20 protein-coding genes and 2 pseudogenes are annotated in these 16,736 nt (G+C 37.8%); 13 read left to right on the forward strand and 9 right to left on the reverse strand.

All coding sequences use genetic code 11. The features are described from left to right. The first annotated feature begins 148 nt into the window (after positions 1 to 148). Together J2S10_RS17715 and J2S10_RS17720 are read left to right on the forward strand one after the other, a co-directional pair. The gene (locus J2S10_RS17715) at positions 149 to 961 is read left to right on the forward strand and encodes a protein phosphatase 2C domain-containing protein (protein ID WP_307410188.1); all 813 of its coding nucleotides are present in this window, start codon (positions 149 to 151) and stop codon (positions 959 to 961) included. 29 nt (positions 962 to 990) lie between these two features. Further along, positions 991 to 1,479, forward strand: a complete 489-nt coding sequence (locus J2S10_RS17720; RefSeq protein ID WP_307410190.1) for a peptidoglycan recognition protein family protein — start codon at positions 991 to 993, stop codon at positions 1,477 to 1,479. A gap of 75 nt (positions 1,480 to 1,554) precedes the next feature. Here the strand turns inward: J2S10_RS17720 and J2S10_RS17725 are convergent, their stop codons facing one another. From J2S10_RS17725 to J2S10_RS17740, 4 genes are all read right to left on the reverse strand, one after another. Further along, positions 1,555 to 2,175, reverse strand: coding sequence for a C40 family peptidase (locus J2S10_RS17725; protein WP_307410192.1), 621 nt, complete (start codon positions 2,173 to 2,175; stop codon positions 1,555 to 1,557). Positions 2,176 to 2,234: 59 nt separating this feature from the next. Next, on the reverse strand, positions 2,235 to 2,453 hold the full coding sequence (locus J2S10_RS17730) for a hypothetical protein (protein WP_307410194.1): 219 nt from the start codon (positions 2,451 to 2,453) through the stop codon (positions 2,235 to 2,237). A gap of 11 nt (positions 2,454 to 2,464) precedes the next feature. Then, positions 2,465 to 2,701 (reverse strand): helix-turn-helix domain-containing protein, encoded by a 237-nt coding sequence (locus J2S10_RS17735; RefSeq protein ID WP_307410196.1) that lies wholly within the window; start codon positions 2,699 to 2,701, stop codon positions 2,465 to 2,467. Between the two features lie 263 nt (positions 2,702 to 2,964). Further along, positions 2,965 to 3,582: an NUDIX hydrolase gene (locus J2S10_RS17740; protein ID WP_307410198.1), complete on the reverse strand. Its 618-nt coding sequence runs from the start codon at positions 3,580 to 3,582 to the stop codon at positions 2,965 to 2,967. A gap of 294 nt (positions 3,583 to 3,876) precedes the next feature. Here J2S10_RS17740 and J2S10_RS17745 point away from each other — a divergent pair, with 294 nt between their 5' ends. Genes J2S10_RS17745 through dmpG form a run of 3 tightly spaced genes read left to right on the forward strand, consistent with a single transcriptional unit; the run spans position 3,877 to position 6,646 of the window. Then, positions 3,877 to 4,656 carry an IclR family transcriptional regulator gene (locus J2S10_RS17745; protein ID WP_307410200.1) on the forward strand — a complete coding sequence of 260 codons (780 nt, stop codon included), beginning with the start codon at positions 3,877 to 3,879 and terminating at the stop codon, positions 4,654 to 4,656. A 49-nt stretch (positions 4,657 to 4,705) separates the two neighbouring features. Next, positions 4,706 to 5,593, forward strand: coding sequence for an acetaldehyde dehydrogenase (acetylating) (locus J2S10_RS17750; RefSeq protein ID WP_307410202.1), 888 nt, complete (start codon positions 4,706 to 4,708; stop codon positions 5,591 to 5,593). 24 nt (positions 5,594 to 5,617) lie between these two features. Further along, a complete protein-coding gene (gene dmpG, locus J2S10_RS17755; RefSeq protein WP_307410204.1) occupies positions 5,618 to 6,646 on the forward strand; it encodes a 4-hydroxy-2-oxovalerate aldolase in 1,029 nt (342 codons plus the stop codon). A gap of 174 nt (positions 6,647 to 6,820) precedes the next feature. Here the strand turns inward: dmpG and J2S10_RS17760 are convergent. Then, positions 6,821 to 6,958 (reverse strand): annotated as a pseudogene (locus J2S10_RS17760) (Tn3 family transposase); the annotation flags it as partial. A gap of 81 nt (positions 6,959 to 7,039) precedes the next feature. Between J2S10_RS17760 and J2S10_RS17765 the strand changes: the two are divergent. Beyond that, entirely contained in the window at positions 7,040 to 7,804 is a 765-nt protein-coding gene (locus J2S10_RS17765; RefSeq protein WP_307410208.1) for a MerR family transcriptional regulator, read from the forward strand. Between the two features lie 193 nt (positions 7,805 to 7,997). Here J2S10_RS17765 and J2S10_RS17770 read toward each other — a convergent pair whose 3' ends face one another. Beyond that, a complete protein-coding gene (locus tag J2S10_RS17770) occupies positions 7,998 to 8,642 on the reverse strand; it encodes a YczE/YyaS/YitT family protein (protein WP_307410210.1) in 645 nt (214 codons plus the stop codon). A 115-nt stretch (positions 8,643 to 8,757) separates the two neighbouring features. Between J2S10_RS17770 and J2S10_RS17775 the strand changes: the two are divergent. The 3 genes and pseudogenes from J2S10_RS17775 to J2S10_RS17785 all read left to right on the forward strand — a co-directional run. After that, positions 8,758 to 8,874: pseudogene (locus J2S10_RS17775) on the forward strand (MarR family transcriptional regulator); the annotation flags it as partial. A 93-nt stretch (positions 8,875 to 8,967) separates the two neighbouring features. Further along, the gene (locus tag J2S10_RS17780) at positions 8,968 to 9,486 is read left to right on the forward strand and encodes a GNAT family N-acetyltransferase (RefSeq protein ID WP_307410212.1); all 519 of its coding nucleotides are present in this window, start codon (positions 8,968 to 8,970) and stop codon (positions 9,484 to 9,486) included. Between the two features lie 23 nt (positions 9,487 to 9,509). Further along, on the forward strand, positions 9,510 to 10,133 hold the full coding sequence (locus tag J2S10_RS17785; RefSeq protein WP_307410214.1) for an FMN-binding negative transcriptional regulator: 624 nt from the start codon (positions 9,510 to 9,512) through the stop codon (positions 10,131 to 10,133). A 435-nt stretch (positions 10,134 to 10,568) separates the two neighbouring features. On the opposite strand, the gene J2S10_RS17790 is transcribed toward J2S10_RS17785, so the two are convergent. The 3 genes from J2S10_RS17790 to J2S10_RS17800 all read right to left on the reverse strand — a co-directional run bounded on the left by J2S10_RS17790 (position 10,569) and on the right by J2S10_RS17800 (position 11,787). Then, a complete protein-coding gene (locus J2S10_RS17790) occupies positions 10,569 to 10,736 on the reverse strand; it encodes a hypothetical protein (RefSeq protein WP_307410216.1) in 168 nt (55 codons plus the stop codon). A gap of 84 nt (positions 10,737 to 10,820) precedes the next feature. Beyond that, entirely contained in the window at positions 10,821 to 11,285 is a 465-nt protein-coding gene (locus J2S10_RS17795; protein ID WP_307410218.1) for a phage tail protein, read from the reverse strand. Positions 11,286 to 11,307: 22 nt separating this feature from the next. Beyond that, positions 11,308 to 11,787 (reverse strand): GyrI-like domain-containing protein, encoded by a 480-nt coding sequence (locus tag J2S10_RS17800; RefSeq protein ID WP_307410221.1) that lies wholly within the window; start codon positions 11,785 to 11,787, stop codon positions 11,308 to 11,310. Between the two features lie 110 nt (positions 11,788 to 11,897). Between J2S10_RS17800 and J2S10_RS17805 the strand changes: the two genes are divergently transcribed. The 4 genes from J2S10_RS17805 to J2S10_RS17820 all read left to right on the forward strand — a co-directional run bounded on the left by J2S10_RS17805 (position 11,898) and on the right by J2S10_RS17820 (position 16,429). After that, on the forward strand, positions 11,898 to 12,860 hold the full coding sequence (locus J2S10_RS17805) for a helix-turn-helix transcriptional regulator (protein ID WP_307410223.1): 963 nt from the start codon (positions 11,898 to 11,900) through the stop codon (positions 12,858 to 12,860). A 421-nt stretch (positions 12,861 to 13,281) separates the two neighbouring features. Continuing rightward, a complete protein-coding gene (locus tag J2S10_RS17810; protein ID WP_307410225.1) occupies positions 13,282 to 14,034 on the forward strand; it encodes an alpha/beta fold hydrolase in 753 nt (250 codons plus the stop codon). Positions 14,035 to 14,041: 7 nt separating this feature from the next. Then, a complete protein-coding gene (locus J2S10_RS17815) occupies positions 14,042 to 14,626 on the forward strand; it encodes a TetR/AcrR family transcriptional regulator (protein WP_307410227.1) in 585 nt (194 codons plus the stop codon). Positions 14,627 to 14,974: 348 nt separating this feature from the next. Then, entirely contained in the window at positions 14,975 to 16,429 is a 1,455-nt protein-coding gene (locus tag J2S10_RS17820) for a DEAD/DEAH box helicase (RefSeq protein WP_307410229.1), read from the forward strand. The last annotated feature ends 307 nt before the right edge of the window (positions 16,430 to 16,736 follow it).

The following is a 16,736-nucleotide window of genomic DNA, read 5'->3' on the forward strand; positions in this document are numbered from 1 at the left end:
TTCCCAACTTTAAATATGGGTATTTACGCTGTATTTCTTGAACAATAACAACTTCTTAAAGAGCAAAATTTTGGGGATAAATTTTATCAATCTTAAATATAATGTAGTTCTTGAACGTGATATTCCTATTAAAAGAAGGTGGACATTCATGAAGATTGAGTCTTTTTTAAGTGCAGCCCCTCATAAAAGTGTAAGCGAAGATTCGATTGTATTAAATGAAAAGCTTAATATTTATGGGGTATTTGATGGGGCCACACCGATCACACCATTCAAAGATGAAAACGGGATGAATGGCGCTTATATAGCCTCTGCACTTTTTAAAGATTATTTTTCCGGACTCTATCAAAATGACCGTTCATTAATAGAAGGAATCGCAGCTGCTAATAGAATACTGCGAGACAAGATGAAAAAATATAAGGTTAATCAGGAGAAATATGAACATCTTTGGTCAACCTGTGCTGCCATCATAAGGTTCGAAAATAAAGGAATAATCTCTTTTGCCCAGCTTGGTGATTGTATGATCATTGCTGAGGATCAAAACGGAAGGATTAAAGCCTTAACGAAGGATACCGTAAAAGATATAAATAATCGGGCGAAGGCATGGCGTGAGGAACAAAGAAAGCAAGGAGTTAACATGCCGGCTGAGGAGTTTTATCAAGATAGCACGGAGCAGCGTATCTTTAATCGTTCATTAGCGAATAAGCCATATGGCTACACGGTAGCGAATGGTAAAGGAGAAGTGTTACCTTATATACAGCATGGCCACGTAACCATCAGTGAAATGAAAACATTGCTAATCATAACAGATGGGCTTTTTCACCCTCATTATTCCATCGAAGAAACCTTTAAAAAGATAGATAAATCGGGGCTTTATTTATATTCTCTTGAACTGGAACAATATGAAAAACTGAATAATCTTCGTCAAGATGATAAGACCGGGATCATAATTCGATTTAAGTAATGAGGAATATATTTTTAGGAGTGTGAATGATGAAGGCAGAACCTGAATTTATAAAGGACATTCATTTATCATTTAATGATCCTCTTATTCTTTTAAAAGATGTCGAATACCTTATCGTGCATCATACAGAAGAAATTGGCTGGGATATTATTAAAACACATATGTTTCATCAGGATCATTGCGGATGGAGTGGAATTGGATATAACTTTTTTATTGAAGAAAATGGGAAAGTGTTGAAAGGAAGAGGATACCATGTTGGTGCACATGCGTTTTCCTATAATGATAAATCATTAGGTATTTGTTTAGCGGGGAATTTTGATCTTCATACACCTACAAAGGAACAACTAAAATCTTTGACTAAACTGTGCATTTTCCTTTTAATCCGATATCATTTACCGACCACTCAGATTCTGGGACACCGAGAATTAAAGGGTGTAACTAAAAGTTGTCCGGGTAAGAACTTTAATATGGACCAATTCAGAGAAACTGTTAAGATACAGACGGGAAATAAAGGATAAGAGTAACGTAAACCCCCTTTCTTCAGAAATGGGGTTATCAGCCACTATTTTTCGCTTATTAGTAAGATTACGGGCCTAATGTAACACTCTTCCAAAACCGGCCAGATGAGATTTCCAGTAGGTCGAATGAATGGTATGGATTCCTATACCGGAATCATCAGAATCTAGCATTTTCCCTTTTCCTAAGTAAATGCCTATATGTGTAATAAAATGATCTGACGCATAAGTACCGGTATAAAAGACAAGGTCACCCGGCTTTGCTTCTGCTGGCAGGATTTTCAAAGAAGCATCGTATTGTTCCTGAGCTGTTCGTGGAAGCTTTATACCAGCCTTAGCGAATGTCCATTGTGTAAAGCCGGAACAATCAAATCCTGTAGTAGGATTTGCACCTCCCCACACATAAGGCCACCCTATATATTTTTGTGCTTCGGTAATCATTGCAGTAAACGTTTGTTCTCCCAGTGGAGAAACATTTCCGCCACCTACGGTTGTACCGGATGTCTTTAGATTATTTGCATGTTCGCCTTTCCCCGTTTTGGCAGGTGAATGAATGTTCCCCATTGCCTGATGTTGAGAAGTATAACTTCCAAGCAACAAACCTGCCATTACACTTAAAGCAAATACGATGACGATCGTAATCCTTTGCCGGTTCTTCATCATATAAACGGCTAACTTAGCTGTGACAGTTGCTGCCACTTATTTTCACCCCATTTTTTTTTTTGAATTTTTAGGTCAAGGCTTAACACGAATCATTCTTACCTAATACATTCTAATTCCTGCAAAGCAGTATTTAATTTGTTTTTATATCTGTTCAATTGATATTGTGACTCCGATTTGTAAAACAATAATGCCCTTCTTACAATGTAGTCATAATCCCAGTAATTAAGTTCTTTATCACATTGTTCAATATCTTTCGTTTTGTCGGCTATAAGTCTATTTAGCTCAAAAATGTATTCATTAAGATCCCTGTTCATGTTTATCCCTCCTACAAGTCAAAGAAATCATCCGCTCTTACGTTTGGGTCTACTTCCTTTAAAGCTTTTACAATTTTACTTATCGTCCTTGTTGTAGGTGCGCGGTCAGTGTTGCCTGCTGCTAGAACGTTAATCGTATTCCTATTAACTCCGGCCCTTTGTGCTAACCACGTTTGAGAAATCCCTCTGTTATCGAGCCACTTCCCTAATTTACTTCTCTTTTTACCAAAGCCGAAAAAACCAAACACTTTTTACTGAACTCCCTTCAAAAATAGGATGTTCAAGTAATGTCCAAAAAGACTAAAAAAAATACCTGATTAGATACAAAAATTAGTCAGTTTTAAAAATAACTATCCGATAATTCCATTGAACTCGGCGTTCATGATATCCGAAATCTGAAAGAAAAAGAGAAAACGGTCATTATGTTTTAGAAAATAGTAATTAAAAAACCAAGATGTATTTTGAGGAATTTCAAAATACATCTTGGTTTTTAAGAAAGAATGACCCTCTTTTAGTCGAAATAAACAGGTTCTTGAGGATTTTTTAAGTATTTAAAAGCCAGCTCTATTTGTGTTTTTGTAATCCGTCCTGTTGATAGCGGTGGCAGTTCATTTTCAGCAAAGAACTTAACCTCACTTGTTTCGATGCCTATAGTTGGCTGTCCGCCGATGATTTCACATTGAATAATTACTTTATAAATATGAAAAGCAGAAGGAGGGTGCGGATGACACTTATTATCTAAAACAGCTAATAATTTGACCGCTTTTACAACAAATCCCGATTCTTCTTTTACTTCCTTAACAGCCACTTCACTTGGTGTTAGACCAATATCAGCCCAGCCGCCGGGTAAAGACCATTTCCCATCGGTAGTTTCCCTGACCATAAGTAGTTTATTATCTTTAAAGACAACAGCTCGAATGTCGACCTTAGGAGTGGCATAACCGGTTTCACTTGCAAATAAATCTTTGATAATCGTTTTTTCTAAATCCGTATATTGTGCTAAGATGTCAACGCTTAACTTTCTTATTTCTTCAAATCGCTCCAAATCATAAACATCTTTTGAATACGCTAATCCCGCCTGTGCAATGGATTGAAGCTGTTTTGCCCAATCCAGCCATTTAGGTTCCAATTTACTCACCACCAGCTTGTCTATTAACCTAATATTACCATATATATTAATAAAAATGATAAATTGACTCGGCACTTGCTCTAGATTAAAAAATTAATACGAATAAACGAAAGCTCTTTGGAACAGCATCTGGATGGACAACTGAATCTCCTAAAAAAGGGATGCTACTTCGTTTTATTTGGTGCAGCATATTTAAAATTTTATTGACAAATGAATAGGGTAGGAGATACCATTAATTCATAAAGTAAATATTTACGAACGACGTTCGATAATATCGAACGAAAGGAGATAGAAATGGCTGAACGTTTAATTCAATCAATTGAAAGAGCAGCGGATGTCCTTGAATTGTTTTTGGCCGCACATCAAGATCTAAGTGTTAAAGAGATTAGTGACAAGCTTGGTTTATCTAAGAGTACGGTTCATGGCATTATCAAGACACTTGAGTATAGAGGGTACCTGGAGCAAAATCCCGATGATTTGAAGTATAAGCTTGGTTTGAAGCTTTTTGAACTGGGAAATAGGGTTGTTAATAACCTTGACCTTGGAAAAATTGCCCGTCCAATCATAAAAGAACTTGTGGAGGACCTGATGGAAACGGTCCACCTCGTTGTATTTGAACGCGGTGAAGTGATTTACATTGAAAAGTTAGACGGCCCTCGTGCCTTAAGGATTTACTCACAGGTTGGCAAAAGAGCTCCAATTCATTGTACAGGGGTTGGAAAAGCGATTCTTGCCTTTCAAGAGGAAGAAGAAATTGAAAGGATTTTATCGAACACGGATTTGCAATCGTTTACAGAGTACACATTGACTGATAAAGAGGACATAAAAAAACAGTTACGTACGATTCAGGAGCAAGGCTATTCAATTGACGATGAAGAAATCGAATTGGGACTCAAATGCGTTGCCGCGCCAATTTTTGATCACCAGGGTAAAGTGATCGCTGCAATTAGCTGCGCCTCACCTAAAATCAGGTTGAGCGAAGAAAAGCTTGTTGAAGTCATCAAAGTGATCAAACTTGCTGCTGCCAAGATTTCGCAAAGTATGGGGTATAATGCCGAACATGCCCTTGTGTAGGTTTGGCTACATAAAAAAAGATTCTGAATCACTAAGGAGGAGAATGGATTTGTCTAAAGTTAAAGTTGCTATTCTTGGTTCAGGCAATATCGGAACCGATCTTATGATCAAACTCGGCCGGTCTACTATTTTGGAGCTTACGGCTGTCATTGGAATTGACCCTGAGTCAGATGGTTTACGGCGTGCTAAAGAGCTAGGTTACTTGGCGGTTGATACTGGCTTAGAGGGATTCCTTGAACACCACGCTGAATTAGCTGATATTGTGTTCGATGCAACATCAGCAAAGGCGCATGTCCGCCATGCCAAAATGTTAAAAGTAGCAGGAATAAAAGCGATTGATATGACTCCAGCAGCAAGGGGCGTTTTAGTGGTTCCTTCGGTAAATATAGGTTCAAATTTAGAAGCGGATAATATTAACCTCATTACTTGCGGCGGCCAGGCGACTATTCCAATGGTCCATGCCGTAAATCGTGTCAGCCCGGTAGAATATGCGGAAATCGTAGCCACCATTTCCAGCCGCAGTGCCGGACCCGGAACCCGTGCCAATATTGATGAGTTTACACAAACCACAGCAAGAGCCATTGAAGAAGTAGGAGGAGCAAAGAAAGGGAAAGCGATTATTATCCTAAACCCTGCTGAACCACCGATTTTAATGCGCGATACAGTCTATGCACTGGTAGAAGATGGAACGATGGACGAAGCGAAAATTACCCAATCCATTGAAGATATGGCGAAAACGGTTCAATCCTATGTCCCCGGTTATCGTCTGCGGACGGAACCAATCTTTGATGGCAATAAAGTAACCATATTCATTGAAGTGGAAGGTGCAGGCGATTATTTACCGAAATACTCAGGGAACCTTGATATTATGACAGCTGCCGGGGTAAAAGTGGCGGAAGAATTTGCGGAAAATCTAGTAGAAAAACAGCCGGTTTAAGCTGTGGAAGGGAGAGAAAAAATAATGCCAAATGTTCGAGATATTTTTATCACCGAGGTGGCATTGCGTGATGGCAGTCATGCCATTGCTCACCAATACACTGTAGAGCAGGTTCTAAAAGTAGCGAAAGCTTTAAATGATGCAGGTGTACCTTATATTGAAGTAACACATGGAGACGGTTTAGCAGGATCATCCTTGCAATATGGACTTTCCCGAACAAATGAAATGGAATTAATTGAAGCAGCTGTGTCGGTAGCGGATCAGGCAAAAATCGCCGTACTGACGCTTCCGGGGATTGGAACCATCAAAGAATTAAAGGAAGCGGCAAAATTGGGAGCTAAAATGGCCCGTGTTGCCACTCATGTTACGGAAGCAGACGTTGCCCCGCAGCATATCCATGCTGCAAAAGAACTGGGTATGGAAACAGTTGGATTCTTGATGATGTCCCATATGGCAGAAGCAGGTAAATTAGTTGAGCAGGCTAAATTAATGGAGAGCTACGGAGCAGATACGGTCTATGTGGTCGATTCCGCCGGTGCCTTGCTTCCGGAACAGGTTCGGGAACGGATCCGTGCTCTTAAACTGCATGTAGGAATAAACATTGGATTCCATGGTCATAACAATTTATCCCTTGCGATGGCAAACTCCTTGGTGGCAATCGAAGAAGGTGCTACACGCATAGATGGAAGTGTTCGCTGTTTAGGCGCCGGTGCCGGTAATACCCAAACAGAAGTGATGGTAGCTGTACTTGATCGAATGGGAATTAAAACAGGAGTAGACGTTTACAAAATGATGGATTTGGCTGAAGAAATTGTCGCCCCAATCTTGAAAACTCCTCAAGAGATTACGAGGGATGGCCTTGTCCTTGGTTATGCCGGTGTCTATTCCAGTTTTGCCCTTCATGCCAAACGTGCCGCAGCTAAGTTTGGAATCGATTCACGTGATATTTTAATAGAATTAGGTAAACGTAAAGTAGTCGGCGGTCAAGAGGATATGATTGTTGATGTAGCAGCAGAGCTTGCAAAATCAAAGAGTCAAGTGAATGTACGATAATGTTCTTAGGGTAGTCGATAAAGACTATCCTCTTTTTTGGTGTGCCCGAATGAAAGTAGTGCATGCATAGCTATGGAGATTGAAATTGCTTTATTATTAACCATCATCTAGGGGAATCGTCAGGAAAATGCGGATTTACAACGCTAAGCAAATTTTCCTGACGATTCCCCCGAAATCAGTCTCGTGATGCAATAAACCGTCTAAAACATGAATTGCATCCCTTGAATTAGTATGAATGATTTTTGTGTAGTAAGAAGAGAAGTGATCACTCGTAAATCGATAGATAGTGGCTCCTTTTCCTGTTCCGTAATGACCCATTCTCCTGGGAACTTAAAATTGAAAATAAAAAATGAGAAAACACTTGAACCTAACGTGACGTCAGGTTGTATAGTAATGTTGCCGGCAATAACAATCGTGCGAAATGAGGGGATGATCATAAATAGATATTGGAAAATAGGAGAATTGGCAAAACAAACTGGTCTAACGGTACGTACACTCCACCACTATGACCAGATTGGCTTATTTTCTTCATCTGAGGTTACGGAATCGGGACATAGAATTTATACCGAAGCAGATATTGAAAAGTTGCAACAAATCCTATCACTAAAACAATTGGGGTTTTCCTTAGAAGAGATTAAAGCAGCGATTGAAAATCCTAATTTTAATCCAATTGAAGTAATCAATATACAGTTAGAAACTGTAAAGAAACAAATTGAAGTACAAGAACAGTTATACAGTAGGCTAGAAGGCATGTATCAGCTACTTGCAACTCAACAGGAAGTTCAGTCTGAACAATTTATTAAATTAATTGAGGTGATAAATATGAGTGAACAATATTTTACGAAAGAACAATTAGAAAAAATGAAAAATCAAACAGACCAATTCAGCTTAGAAGAAAAAAGGCAAGTAGAAAATGATTGGGCTGAATTAATTGCTAATGTCCGAGTGGAATTAGAAAAAGATACACCGCCAGAAAGCCCTGTTGTTGTACAATTAGCTAAACGTTGGCAGGAATTAACTAATAAGTTTACTGGTGGTGACCCTGAGATTATTAAGGCAGCTGAACGTTTCCATGCAGAAAATCCAAACAATCCACTCCAATATGGAGTAGATGGAGAGCTATATAAGTATATTAAAAAAGCTATGTCACACATTTAAATTAATTTTTGTAATTAACGAAAAGGTCGTGAGCATTTCGTATAGCCTCGACTTTTTCGTTTTAAGCAATCGGGACAGATTGTAGAGCAATACCTATAAAAGAAAATTGGATATCTATGTTCATTTTAGAAGAGATTGTGAAAAATGCTTAAAGTAACGGGGAGGGAGTGGAACAAGAACAACAAAAACCATCCTATATTGAATGGTTTTTATCTTTATCATAATTTGGTGATGTACTAGAGAGTGTTAATATGCGGTCTATTACTTTTTTAGTAAGTGGCATGAAGTAATTGAGTATTAGTCCTCCTAAACAAACGGTTAATAAAGTTCCAATGCCAATGGGTCCATTGAATATTATTGCCATCATCAAGAATACCAGGTAAATGAATGTTCTCGATAACAGTATATTTGTTCTAGTTAATTCTTGTATGATTAAGGTTAATCGGTCAACTGGAATTGGTGCAAAATTTGTGTGTAAATATGTTGCAGTTCCTAATCCTATAACAACTAAGCCGATTCCAAAAAAAACAACTTTGCTGTACCATAGTTCAGGTGTTATCAAATTATGCAATAAAAAAAGCCACATATCAATACCAATACCCGTTATAAATGCTGTTAACAACCCCAAAACTTCTGGTCTTTGTCTTTTTAAAAATGAATTACAACATATCAATATTAAAGCTATTATTATCTCCCAACTGCCCACAGTAAGCCCCACATTTATGGACAGTCCTACCAAAAGTGCATCAAAAGGTGAAGTTCCAAGGTCAGATTGTATAGTGAAAGAAATACCAAGGGTTAATATTAAAATTCCTAATACATAAAAAACATATTTCACTTTACTCGACCTCTTTATCATTATTTTTTGTTGCAAATGCAACAAAGTTGGGTTAAATTTAATATATGGCATTTTTATTGCGTTTGCAACAAAAATATGTACTAAGGAGTTAATTATGAAGGAAATTCTTCGTGAAATTGGAATGATAGCAAGGGCATTAGATTCTATAAGTAATATAGAATTTAAAGAATATGACCTTACACAAGGGCAGTATTTGTACCTTGTGCGAATATAAGAGTAAGAAAAAATATAGGAAAAGACTGGGAATTTGTAAAAAAGGGAAACAAGAGAAATTATTGATTATATAAAGGAGCGACATATTTAAATGACTATAAATATAAAAAAGTGTACCCTTGAAGATTCACGCAAACTTCAAGAAATTAGTTATGAAACATTTAATGAGACATTTAAGCATCAGAATTCACCCGAAAATATGAATGCTTATTTGGAAAGGGCATTTAACTTAAAACAATTAGAAAAAGAATTATCCAATATTTCGTCGCAATTCTTTTTTGTTTATTTTAATAATGAAGTCGCTGGATATTTAAAGGTGAATGCCAATGATGCACAGTCTGAAGAAATGGGTGATGAATCACTTGAAATCGAGAGGATTTATATAAAGAACAAATTCCAAAAACATGGGCTTGGTAAATATCTGCTGAATAGAGCTATGGAAATTGCGATGGAACGTAATAAAAAGAAAATTTGGCTAGGCGTATGGGAAAAAAATGAAAATGCTATTGCTTTTTATAAGAAAATGGGGTTTGTTCAAACTGGAGCCCACTCTTTTTATATGGGTGATGAAGAACAAATGGACTTTATAATGACCAAAACACTCATATAACTTTTTTTGAAAGGTGGATTATTATGTATATTCCAAAATATTTTAAGGTCACAAATGTTGATGAAATTTGGGATTTTGTTCAAATAAACTCTTTTGGCACGATTGTCACAACAGAACAAGGGAAACCAATTGCCACTCATTTGCCTTTGGGGTTAAATAAAAAAGGTGATGATTATTATATTACAGGGCATATGGCTTATGGAAATCTTCAGTGGAGAACATTTGAAACCTGTGAAGATGTGCTTGTTATGTTTCAGGGACCGAACGCTTACATTTCTTCTTCTTGGTATGGGCATGAAGAAGTTCCAACATGGAATTATCAAGCCGTCCATGTATATGGTAAAGCAAGCATTTTAGAGAAAGATGAATTAATAGAAGAATTAACAATAATGCTGGAAAAATATGAAGAAAATCGTGAAAATCCTGTTTTATGGGATAAACTTTCTCCTCATCTCTTAGAAAGTGAACTGAAAGGTATAGTTGGATTTAAGATTAAGGTGGGAGAAATTCAGGCTGCATATAAATTAAGTCAGAACCGAAATGAAACGGAGTATATTAACATCATTGATAAATTACAAAATGAAGGAAATCCAAATTCGAAACAAATGGCAGAACTGATGGAAAAGAGATTAAAAAATCACATATAAGCCCACTTTTATTCAACCCTCAGATGCAAGAATTAAAGAACGGGACGGAGCAGTCATATTGGCAGCTTCTCTTCAGATTGTGAAAGATTGAATGAATAAATTTCTCCTTTCATATTGATAGTAAAAAGTTAAGCACACGGCACGAAGGCAAAAATCTCTACTGCGGTTAGCACTCTGATATTCGTGGGTTTTCACATTTTATCTTTCCGTATAAAGGAGCTTCCACTAACTTAAAACGTGCGTTAGCCTATTTAGGCATAGCACAAGTACAATTCGTGGTTTCTCCTTTCCGGTTTTTACCTTTGCCTCCGAGCCCTATGCTCCGCTATGAGCAATTTTAGGACTAAGCCCATATTTTAGTTATTCCATTAAAGGGCCAGATTGTGGAGGAAGAGTTCAGGAATTTATTGGTATTTCATTTAATTTTGTTTGGGATTAATCGGAGTGAACCGTATCATAAGTAAGTGATGTTTTTGCGAAAAAAGTAACAGCACCCTCTAATTTGATGGAGAGGTGCTGTTTTGTTATTTGAATGCCTAGATGAACATTTGTTGCATGAATGATTGTTTTTGCTCTTGCGATGAATTTAATTTTTTTGCTCAATCAGGATTTTCTTATTCAAATGAAGAAAAAGAATAACCAAATACAAAAAATGGCTGAATTCCTCCACTTGCGTTTTTGCTTACTTTAATATTCTCCTTTAATTACAAAAAACGAGCCCCGAATTGTTCCAGCTAGTTTAGACTTCTGCCTAGCAAACTTAAACTTCCCTTCTAACTCCTTTGGTACCTCCATCCCCTCAGAAAGCTTAAAACCAACAGCCCGCTTCTTAGGGTCATCAACCGTATACATGACGTTGACCACAAGACCATCCTCATAAATGACGTAGGCAAATTTGATATTTTCCACTTGAAAACGCGACGTTTCTAAAGGTTTGGCCTCAAACTCAATATCACGTTCTTCTTTCAAAATTCGGTTCACATAATCAAGGGTCTCCTGGCTTTCGCTAGCTGGTACAACCGTAAATTCATACTTGTATTTGTTCATAAAGTAACGGGCTTCATTAGCACGTAAACCAGCAAGCGCTTCTGCTACAGGTGAAGACTCTAAACCAACCGTAGACACATTTTTAAAATCAACGATATAGGACAATTCCATCCCTCCTTTTATCTCTTTATTTCCTAACAACAGGAATCCACATTTCACCAAATACTAAGCCGTTTCGCAACCCCATCTCAACCGTTGCATTTGGCCCACCAACATAGGCAAAATCCTTTGCTTCTGGCAAGACTTGACCAAAGGCAATGCCAACAAGCTTATTACTCAACTCATCAGCCGTATTCCCTTCTCCTTTAACAACTAGGTATTCCCCCTTAGGAAATTGGATAACTCTGGATGCTTCTGGTACCGATGCCTCTGTCGTGACGCCAGCATAATGCATCATCTTGTTATTCACCGCTTCGTTCACGGCAAAAATGTAGTCATTTGTGGCTATGGCTTTTAAAGTGTCAAGCCTTCCATCTTGTTTGACGGCCCACCAAAAGTCTGCCTTTTCCTTGTTTATGCCAGCAAAGTCTGTGTAATCGCTCTTAAGCTCAGTTCCAATACCTAAAACGGTAAAGCTGTCTTTTTCTTCTAGAGTATAATCTGCCATATTCAAAACCTTCCTCTTTTTTAAATTAATCAAATGATTTGTCTTTTCACTTGATGAGTTTATAATAGTCTTAAATCATGTCAAAAAATGATACTGTTTGGGAGGTCCCGATGAAAAAAGTTGAACGGATTAATATCATCATGCGGTATATCAACAACCGCGCCCACTTTACAATTTCTGAAATCATGCGAGAATTTAACATCTCTCGTTCGACAGCTATTAGAGATATCAGAGAAATTGAAGCCATGGGGATGCCACTTGTCGCTGAAGTTGGAAGGGATGGGGGTTATTTTGTCATGAACAACTCTGTCCTGCCCACTGTTCGCTTTACCGATAATGAGATTAAAGCTCTTTTTATTGCCTTTATGGCCACAAGAAATAAACAACTCCCTTATCTAAAGAGTCGTCAGTCTTTAGCTGAAAAATTACTAGGCCTCATCTCAGAAAACCAGCAAGATGACCTTGTTCTTTTAAATCAAATCTTGCTTTTTGAAGGGACCAACCCCAATAATCCCGACCTACTTGATCTATCAGACCTACCCCATCCTATGTTAGAAAAACTCATCCAAATCCTTCTTTTGGATAGCTATTTATTGATTACCATCAAAGAAGAGAAGGTAATAAGGTCTTATCCAATTTATCTCTTGCACCTTTATCATGATAAAGGCCTTTGGCTGATTGAAGGCTTTGTCTTAAAGGATGAAAAGAGGCAGATTTTCCCTGTCGACAATCTCACCAATGTCAAACCATACCCTACGAAAAAAAGATTAAGTAAGAAAAAGATTTTAGAAAAACTAAGTAAGCAGGAAGAAGTAATTAACCTTGTCCTTGAACTTGGTCCAAAGGCGATTACCCAGTTCAAAAAATACCATCCTTTAAAAGTTTCAATTTCCTATACGAATCCTTTCCAAACCACAGCCATTCTAAAGACTTTTATCAATGTTAATAATCCTGAAGAATTGACCGAAGTAACAAATTGGCTACTTTTCCTAGGTGGGGATATCAAGGTCAGGGAAGTGCCAGAAGAAGTCTTAGAAGGTTTACAAGAGAGATTATGCTTATTCTGCCCATAAGCAGTGCCAGTTAAAACCCAAATAATTTTGAGCCTGGCCAGTTGCCAGTTACCCCTTATTTTCGCACACCCAGAAAAGATAAAGATTTCTGAATGTTGGAAATACTTTTAAAGGGTAATAGCATTTTTATCAGTACTGTTCTTTATTGAATTTCTAGTAAATTCATTTTAGTAAAAAAAATGTTAAACCTCATTTAGATGCGTTACGGTGAACCGTATCATAAATAATATTCAAAATAGTGTTATTCAACAATAGGGCGCATTTCCGGAATAGGATTAGCGCCCTTTTTGCATGAAAGGGCTATTTTGCGGAATAGAAATAATAACTTAGATCATTCAAATTAAATTGCGTTTTCTATTGACTAAATGTTCATTCAATAATAAAATAATACTGAAAATTCAGTAAAAACGGAGGGGTTAAATTGGATTTACATTTCGAGATTACCGGCAATGGTCATCCTGTTGTTCTTATTCATAGTGGTGGGGCTGATTTGAGGCAATGGACATTTTTAGTATCTCTTTTATCTAAGAATTACAAAGTGATTGCTTTTGATGGCCGTGGTGCTGGTAAATCACCATCCCCTATAAAACATGCAAACTATGTTGAAGATGTACTGGCACTAATGGATTACCTAGAACTTAATCAGGCAACGATTATAGGCCATTCCATGGGCGGACAGATTGCAACTGATTTCGCTCTTAATTACCCTGAAAGAGTATCAAAACTTGTATTAATTGCTCCTTCTTTGACTGGTTTTCCCTATTCAAAAGAGTTTGAACAATATCATAACAAAATATTGGAAGCTGCTCCCAATATAGATAAGATGTTAGAGCTTGCCCTTCATTCACCAACATATCAAGTCGTTATCGATAGTCCGCACAAAGATCTCACTGTTCAAATGCTCAGGCATCATTTCGGGCGCATGCTTAAGTGGCCCGCTGATTTCTGCATGGAATGGCCTCAGCCGCCAGCAATGGAACGATTAGGAGAATTGAATCCCGAAACTTTATTTATTATCGGTAAAAAGGACTTGGCAGATAATTTTCGAGTTGCCGATTGTTTCCGTAAGGTTCCAAACATTCATTTCATTGAATTAGAGGATGCCGATCATATGCTGCCCCTCACTCATTCTGAAGATTTATATCAAGAAATCATTGCTTTTTTGGAGGATTGAAGTTAAAATGCCACGTACACCCGAAGAGAATGACCGTATTCGCCAAGCATCCAAAGAAAAAATTCGCGCTGCAGCTATGGAGTTATTTATGAAACAAGGATATTACACTACTTCTATAAGCGCTATAGCCAAACAAGCGGGCATTTCGAAAGGGTTACTTTATAACTACTACAAAGGAAAAGAAGAGCTGCTTTCTGAAATGGTCGAGGCCAGAATCAGGGAAGTGGTTGAGGTCATGGAAGAAGCAATCACCTTAGATACACCTAGTGAACAGCTTGAACATATAGTCAATGGTGCCATTGATAATATCTACAAAAAACCGGCAGTCCATCGGTTCTATCTACACCTGCAAACTCAGCCAGAGGCAGATGAAGAGTTGATAAAATACAGTCATCTCATTATTGAAGAAAATGCTAGACAATTTGAGTTACAATGTAAAATATTTGAAAGAATGGGAGAAAAGGAACCAAGGAAACGATCGTTATATTTTTCATCTGTGCTACAAGGTATTATGTTGATGATATCTACCTATCTACAGAAGTTTCCGATAGAAGAAATAAAGAAGCAGATTATAAGGGAGTTTTGTAACTAGTCTACCGTTTAAAAGGGGCATATCTTGAATAAAGTTTAACAAGGATCTTCAACAATCGGGCGCGATTATGGAATAAAATTTAGATTTTTAACGACTTTATTGTTAAAGCATTTTTTATCAAAAATTAAATAACTTTATTTACCCCCATCAAAAAACAGGATGGGGGTATGCGTGTTTGAAGTTTTAAAATTAAATTTATATATCTTGACATTTCCTTATTGCAGGTGGTGACAGCTTGGCTGGTACTACCCCTAAATTAGCTTGTAAAAATCAATACATATGTGCATTCAATCAAGGAATTTAGTCCAATATAAAAAATAGTAAACACATAGAAGGGGTTTTTGAAGTATGACAACATTTCATGAAATGGGCATTAATGAACCCATTCAAAGAGCGATTACGGATATGGGATTTGAAGAAGCATCTCCTATTCAAGAGAAAGCCATTCCCATAGCTTTGACGGGGAAGGACATTATTGGTCAAGCACAAACAGGTACAGGAAAGACGGCTGCCTTCGCCATACCGATCTTGGAGAAAGTGGATACGAACAAAAAATATGTTCAGGCGATTGCAATTGCACCGACAAGAGAATTAGCTATTCAGGTTTCAGAAGAGATCAATCGGCTGGCGAAATATATGGGCATATCTTCTCTCCCTATTTATGGAGGACAGTCTATAGATCGCCAAATCAAGGCATTAAAAAAGGGCCCTCACATTATTACGGGAACACCTGGAAGACTTTTGGACCACATTCAACGTAAAACGCTGAAGTTAGACCGCATCTCAGTGGTGGTTTTGGATGAAGCTGATGAAATGTTAGATATGGGCTTTCTGGAGGATATCGAACGAATCCTCAAAGAGACCCCTGAAGAAAAACAAACCTTGCTGTTCTCTGCAACCATGCCCAAACCGATTCAAAATCTTGCGGAAAGGTTTATGAACGATCCAGAGTTAGTAAAGATGAAAGCGAAGGAAGTTACCTCTCCAACTGTAAAGCAAATTTATTATGAGGTTAATGAACGAGATAAATTTGAAGTGCTTTGCCGTCTACTAGACGTGGATAACCCAGAATTAGCCGTTATTTTTGGAAGAACAAAAAGACGCGTGGATGAATTAAGTGATGCATTGAATAAAAGAGGGTACCTTGCTGATGGGTTGCACGGAGATTTAAATCAACGACAGCGAGATGTTGTGATGAATAAATTTCGTGAGGGAAACATTGATATTTTAGTTGCGACCGATGTGGCTGCGAGGGGAATCGATGTTTCAGGGGTTACCCACGTCTACAATTTTGACATTCCTCAAGACCCGGAAAGTTATGTTCACCGAATCGGCAGAACGGGGCGAGCAGGTAAGACGGGGTTAGCTATTACATTTGTTACACCGAGGGAAACCGGACAGATTCACAGTATTGAAAAAGCCTCGAAAGGAAAGATCCAGCGCAAATCAATACCGACGGTAGCAGAGGCAATGGAGTCTATACAAAGAGCCGCATTAGAAAAGATGATTCAATTGGTTGAAGAGGAGCAGTACATACAGTTTAAACAAGCAGCAAGCGAATTGCTCGATCAGTATGATTCGATAGCGTTAGTTTCAATTGCCTTGAAATTGTTGTCGAAGGAACAGAGGGATGTTCCCGTTCAGCTAACTTCCGAGACACCGCGATATGCCAATAAGCCTAAAATAAAGGTACAAGAGAAACCAAGGAGAAACTATAAAGGGAATAGGGAATTTGGGGGAAAAGGGGGAAATGGTAAACGTAAAAAAACTTCCAGGTCCTCAAAAGAAAGGATTATGAAATGAATACAAGGAGGATGATATCAGCTATCATCCTCTTTTTTTTGCCCTTTTTCCTCTCTGGATTGTGGGTTGTTTATATGTTCATTTTTATATTTTTTATTTTACGTTTCTCGTAAGATAGGGAAGGGTTTAAGTCTGCCAGTCAATGAATAGGTAAACAACAGCTTCGTAACCGGGGACATTAAAGGGCCAGATTATGGAGGAAAAAAAAGGAGTAAGAATACTGATTAAAGAACATTTGTGAAGTTGTTCACTTAAACTACGGTCGGGTTAGTTGAAAATTAAAAAAAGCCCTAAGAGTCTACTTAGA

It is taken from the genome of Neobacillus ginsengisoli (assembly GCF_030813055.1).

Coding starts and splice junctions, on each gene's coding strand:
- J2S10_RS17715 (WP_307410188.1), top strand. CDS start 149: ATGAAGATTGAGTCTTTTTTAAGTGCAGCCCCTCATAAAAGTGTAAGC.
- J2S10_RS17720 (WP_307410190.1), top strand. CDS start 991: ATGAAGGCAGAACCTGAATTTATAAAGGACATTCATTTATCATTTAAT.
- J2S10_RS17730 (WP_307410194.1), bottom strand. CDS start 2,453: ATGAACAGGGATCTTAATGAATACATTTTTGAGCTAAATAGACTTATA.
- J2S10_RS17745 (WP_307410200.1), top strand. CDS start 3,877: ATGGCTGAACGTTTAATTCAATCAATTGAAAGAGCAGCGGATGTCCTT.
- dmpG (WP_307410204.1), top strand. CDS start 5,618: ATGCCAAATGTTCGAGATATTTTTATCACCGAGGTGGCATTGCGTGAT.
- J2S10_RS17765 (WP_307410208.1), top strand. CDS start 7,040: ATGTTGCCGGCAATAACAATCGTGCGAAATGAGGGGATGATCATAAAT.
- J2S10_RS17780 (WP_307410212.1), top strand. CDS start 8,968: ATGACTATAAATATAAAAAAGTGTACCCTTGAAGATTCACGCAAACTT.
- J2S10_RS17785 (WP_307410214.1), top strand. CDS start 9,510: ATGTATATTCCAAAATATTTTAAGGTCACAAATGTTGATGAAATTTGG.
- J2S10_RS17800 (WP_307410221.1), bottom strand. CDS start 11,787: ATGGCAGATTATACTCTAGAAGAAAAAGACAGCTTTACCGTTTTAGGT.
- J2S10_RS17805 (WP_307410223.1), top strand. CDS start 11,898: ATGAAAAAAGTTGAACGGATTAATATCATCATGCGGTATATCAACAAC.
- J2S10_RS17815 (WP_307410227.1), top strand. CDS start 14,042: ATGCCACGTACACCCGAAGAGAATGACCGTATTCGCCAAGCATCCAAA.
- J2S10_RS17820 (WP_307410229.1), top strand. CDS start 14,975: ATGACAACATTTCATGAAATGGGCATTAATGAACCCATTCAAAGAGCG.